General features: G+C 60.2%; 3 protein-coding genes. All 3 read right to left on the reverse strand.

The genetic code is table 11. The features are described from left to right. The coding region (locus H5U08_RS09905; RefSeq protein WP_366494366.1) for a response regulator at nt 1-273 on the reverse strand (273 nt) is incomplete at its 3' end. Nucleotides 274-481: 208 nt separating this feature from the next. Further along, entirely contained in the window at nt 482-4,132 is a 3,651-nt protein-coding gene (gene smc / locus H5U08_RS09910; RefSeq protein ID WP_297032582.1) for a chromosome segregation protein SMC, read from the reverse strand. A gap of 449 nt (nt 4,133-4,581) precedes the next feature. Then, complete coding sequence (locus tag H5U08_RS09915; protein ID WP_297032583.1) at nt 4,582-4,962, reverse strand: desulfoferrodoxin; 381 nt, start codon at nt 4,960-4,962, stop codon at nt 4,582-4,584. Between the last annotated feature and the right edge of the window lie 50 nt (nt 4,963-5,012).

Consider the following 5,012-nt stretch of genomic DNA (forward strand, 5'->3'; position numbering starts at 1 on the left):
TTCCCGAACCATCTGGAGCGCCTCGCTGCCGTTGGCCGCCTCCCGCACGGAATAGCCGGCCCGTGTCAACCACCGTGCCAGAATCCTGCGAATGAGATCGTCGTCATCAGCCACGAGAACGTTGCGCACGCGAACTGGCGCCGCTTCTTGTGACGGTCCAACGGTGGAAATGCCGTCCGTCTGGCCGGAGGGCGCGTCCTTCGGCTCCGCAGTCAGCCGGGGAGACATGAGGCCCTCCGGCTCCAAAACACGGTTGGTTTGTGCCTCGCTCATACGATTCATCACCACAGTCTGCGTCCCCAGCAATGCACATCTTCCCTGTAACCATAGCCCAGTCCGCGAAGCACGGCACCGTTTTTCAGCCCTTGGGGAGCGTAAAATCGGGTACGGATGGAGTGGAAAAGCCGCGTGTACCGGCAAAACCGAAGAAAAGAGCTTTGCCGACCAGATCGCCCCGTGGCGGGGGGCACAGGCGCCCATTTCAGGCCGCTTTTTCCTGAGTGCGTGAAGATTCACTCCTCACCGGTGCGGTGCTCAGAATTTCGCCGGTGTCGCTGAGGTCCTCGAATCGAACGGAAACGCGCTTGGAGACCCCCGACTCTTCCATCGTGATCCCGTAAATTGTGTCCGCGCAGGTGACGGTCCGCTTGGAGTGCGTGACGATGACGAATTGTGTGAGTGAGAGAAAATCCCGCAGCACGCGGGTGAAGCGATCAATGTTGGCTTCATCCAGGGCCGCGTCCACCTCGTCGAGCACACAAAACGGGCTCGGCCGACTGCGGAAGATGGCCAAAAGTAACGCGACACAGGTGAGGCTCTTTTCTCCACCGCTGAGAAGCGAGATATTGCGGGGTTCCTTTCCGGGAGGTCGGGCGATGATTTCGATCCCACTCTCCAGGATGTCAACACCTTCCTCCAGTTCAATGCTGGCCTGGCCTCCGCCGAAGAGTTCCCGAAACAGCATGGCAAAATGTTCGCTCACCGTCTGTAAGGTGGCGGCGAAGAGACGGCGGCTGTCGGCGTTGATCCGTTCGATGATCCGCAGAAGCGCCGTTTTCGCTGAGACGAGGTCCTGATACTGGCTGGAGAGTGTGTTGTAACGTTCCTCGAGTTCGCGGAGTTCTTCCAGCGCTTCCAGGTTGACGTTACCCAAATAGTGAATTTTCCGGCGGAGATCGTCGATGGCCGCGGCGATTTCGGCACGGTCGCGGGTTTCTTCGGGCGAAACGGGCTGATCGATTTCTGCCAGAGAGATGTTGTAGTCTTCTTCGAACCGCTGAAGAAGCGTCGCCTTTTCGTGTCGGAGGGAATTGAGTTCGAGATCAATCTTGTGCCGTTGTTCCTCGGTTTCTTTAAGGCGGCGGCGCAACTCCTGAAGGCGATGCTGAAGCGACTGCCGCTGCTTGTGGACGGCTTCCCGTTCTGCCCCTGCCCGGTGCAGGGCCAGCGTGAGGCCATCTTTTGCGGAATAGAGTTCGGCCAGCATCATCTCCACAGAGAGGATTTTCCTTTGGGATTGCCGCCAGGCTGTCTCCGTTTCTGCAAAACGCACCTGGAGATCGGCCAACTCTTTCAGACGTTCCTGTGCCGCCTGTTCCTGCCGTCGCAGTTCATGGCGGAGGGCTTCCAGTCGTTCTTCGCTTTTGGCTAGTTCCACCTTAAGCGCCGTCAGCAGGCCGTGGTGTTCCTGAACATCGTTTTCCAGCCGAGATATCTCCTCTCCGAGTCGCGCCAGATCCTGCTCGATCTGGCGGGCTGCGTTTTCGCACTCGCCCTTGGTCTGGGTCGCCGCATCCCGGGATTGCCGGAGTTTCTCGCAGGCCTGATCGAGCTCGGCGAGTTCACGGTCGATGCCCTGCAAGCGATGCGTGCTTTCCTCCATCCGCCGCTGCAACTGGCGCTCCTGTTGCTCGCTTTCGCGGAGTTTGTCGGCCAGTTGGCGTCGCCGCTCGGTCAACTCGTTGAGATGTGTTTCAGCTTCCTCCCAGGTTTGCTGCGTTTCCTGGAGGTGTGCTTCCAGCTTCCCGGCGGTTTGTTCCCATTCGGCAAGCGACTGGAGCAGGCTCCGAAGTTCGCTCCGTCGGGAGATGAGGCCCGTCACCGCGCTTTTAGGTCCGGCAATCACCAGACCATCCGAAGTAACCACCTCTCCCGCCATGGTGACGAACCGACTCTGGGGGTAGCGACGTGCCAGCTCCAGCGCCGTTTCCAGGGACTCCACGAACCATACATTGCCCAGAAGAAGGCGACGAAGAGGGGCGATTTCGTCGGGCACCGCCACGAATTGTTCGGCGTTTCCCAGGACACCGGGAGCGTCGGCCAGCTCGCGGGCCACGGTTTCCTGGAGAGACGCCGTCACGGCGGCGGGTTCCAGGCGATCCAGGCAGAAGACACCGACACGCCCGGTGAGCCCCGCGTTGCCCTGCCGAAGTTGCTCCAGGAACGGGCGGCTGTCGCGGAGGACGACCCACTGGGGGGCATCGCCCAGCGCTGCGTCGACGAGGAACGCCACCTGGAGTTCCACCTGAAACAGATCGGCAACCAGCCCGCAAAGTGAGGCCGCTGCCCCATTACCGCTTTCGCGCATTCGCTGCAGGAAGTCCTTGACGCCGCTATCGATGCCTTCCAGACGTTCCTCCCATTCCTGGAGCAGTCGGGCACGTTCCCGGGCCGCCGTGCGTCGTTCCTGCAGCTCGGCCAGTTCCGACTGCACTCGCAGGTAGTCTTCACGGCAGCGGTCCCGGCGTTCGGTGGCCAGGTGGATGCTGTGCTGGATATTCTCCAAGTCTTGGAGCGCGTTCTCATGCCGACCGCGGAGGGCCTCGCGTTCCTGGCTAAGGTCGGTCATGACCTGCTGCAATCGCTCGCGCTCCTGTTGCAACCGTTGAATCGCCGCCGCATGGACCTGCAACTGACCTTCGTGCTGTCGGGCTTCGGCATCTGCCGCGAGGGATTTTTGGAGTAAGTCCCAGTGCCGTGCGCGGAGTTCCTCGTACTCCGTTCGGCGCCGGTCGAGAACTTCGAGACGCTCGGTGAGGAGGCGTTCGCCCTCAGCGATCTGGCGGACGAGGTCGCGGTACTGCGAGTCTGCCGCCGCGAGCGCTTCCGCCAGCGTGTGCCGCTGTGTCTGGACGTCTTCGGCGCGGAGCGTCAAACCCGCCAGGGATTTTCGGAGGCGTGTCAATTCCCGTTCCAGTTCGTGGGATCGGCTGTGCTCGTGTTCCAGTTCGGTTTCCGCCGCGGCGATTTGTTCGCGGTTGTCGGAAAGGGCCTTCTGCAGAGAGGAGAGTTGTTCGTCGCACCGAGTTTGCAGGCCTTCCGCGGTGGCGAGCTCCTGTTCCAGGTGTTCGCACTGGGCGGAAAGCTCAGCGTGAAGCCCAGCCAGGCGGTTCTCTTCCTCTTCCAGTCGAGCAAGTTCCTGGTTGAATTTTTGCCAATCGAGTCTTGCCAGATGGATCCGCAGAGAGCGAAGTTCCTCGGCGTATTTCTGATAGCGCTGGGCCTTTCCTGCCTGGGAGCGGACCACGCGGAGGCGGCTTTCCACTTCTTCCACGATGTCGCGAAGGCGGACGAGATTCTGTTCCAGGCGTTCCAGCCGCCGCTGGGCTTCGAGCTTGCGACTTTTGAATCGGCTGATACCGGCGGCCTCTTCGAACACGGCGCGCCGCTCCAGCGGTGTGGCCTGCAGAAGCTGGTCGATCTTGCCCTGCTCAATGACCGAGTAGGCCTGCGTCGCCAGTCCAGTTCCGGCCAGCAAATCGCGAATATCCCGCAGTCGGCAGGGCTGCCGATTGATGAGATACTCGCTCTCCCCGCTCCGATAGAGTCGGCGCGTGATATGGACTTCGGGCGTATCGATGGGCAGGATACCGCGGGAGTTATCGAGGGTGATGGTGATCTCCGCAAAATTGAGGGGCCGCCGCGTTGCCGACCCGTTAAAGATGACGTCCGTCATCTCCTTTCCGCGGAGATTCTTGACGCTTTGCTCGCCCAGGACCCACTTGATGGCGTCCACGACATTGGACTTTCCGGAGCCATTTGGCCCGACAATGGCAGTGATCCCCGGACGGAATTCAAACCGGGTCCGGTCGGCAAAACTTTTAAAACCCACTATTTCCAACGCTTTGAGCATATCTCCCAGATTCTCACGCCAATCAGGATTCGCGGGGAGAGGCACGCCGTTTGGGGGACCTGCCATACGGGTCGCGAGTCAGTTCGGGCTATCTTCCCCAGGATACCTGATTCCACCAATCAGGACGAGGTCGTTTTTTGGATGGAGGCACAAAAGACCCGCCGGCAGGGCGGCGGTTGCGCGATGACAGCTCCTGCCAGATGGAAATCTGCATGTCCTGTAGGGGATGTGCTGGTCCCCGGCCTCTTCCAACCGCAGAACGTCCCGCAGAGAGGGCTTTTCTGCTGATTTTTGATCCGCTTTAAAGACGAAACATTTCGTTGATAGTGTCAAAATTCTTGTGTCGAGGATTTAAACGTGGTTGCCCTTCAGCTTGTGCTTGCCTTCACATTCCTGGCCGTGGCCGCCTTTGCAGGACTCGTCTCCGTCCGCAATTGATTGGGGGACGGTCACACCTCGGTTTTCCACAGGCCGTGGAGATTGCAGTATGCCCGAATGGTGGCCGGGCCTTTTGTCGCGGGCAGTTTGACCTCGGGTTGCTGCCCGGGCTGAAGTTCCACCCGGCAGACGGCCTCATCGGTGACCACCTCCACCCATTCGATGAGATGTTCCGCGGTCATGGGGTGCGGCACGCTGCCGACCTTGACATGGAAAGAGGACCCCTCTCGGGTGGCGACGGGCACATGTTTTTCTTTGGAGGCATCGACTGTATTTTCCACCAGATGCTTCATGGGCATTTCACAGCAGGTGAGCGTGCCGCGGCCGGCGTCCACCACTTCCACAACACGGCCGCATTCCTCGCATCGGTACAGGTGATGTTTGTCACTCATATCCGACCTCCTCCCAATGACGGACCAAAACACGGGATGTGATACCAATG

This window comes from Thermogutta sp. (assembly GCF_014359955.1).
GTDB lineage: Bacteria > Planctomycetota > Planctomycetia > Pirellulales > Thermoguttaceae > Thermogutta.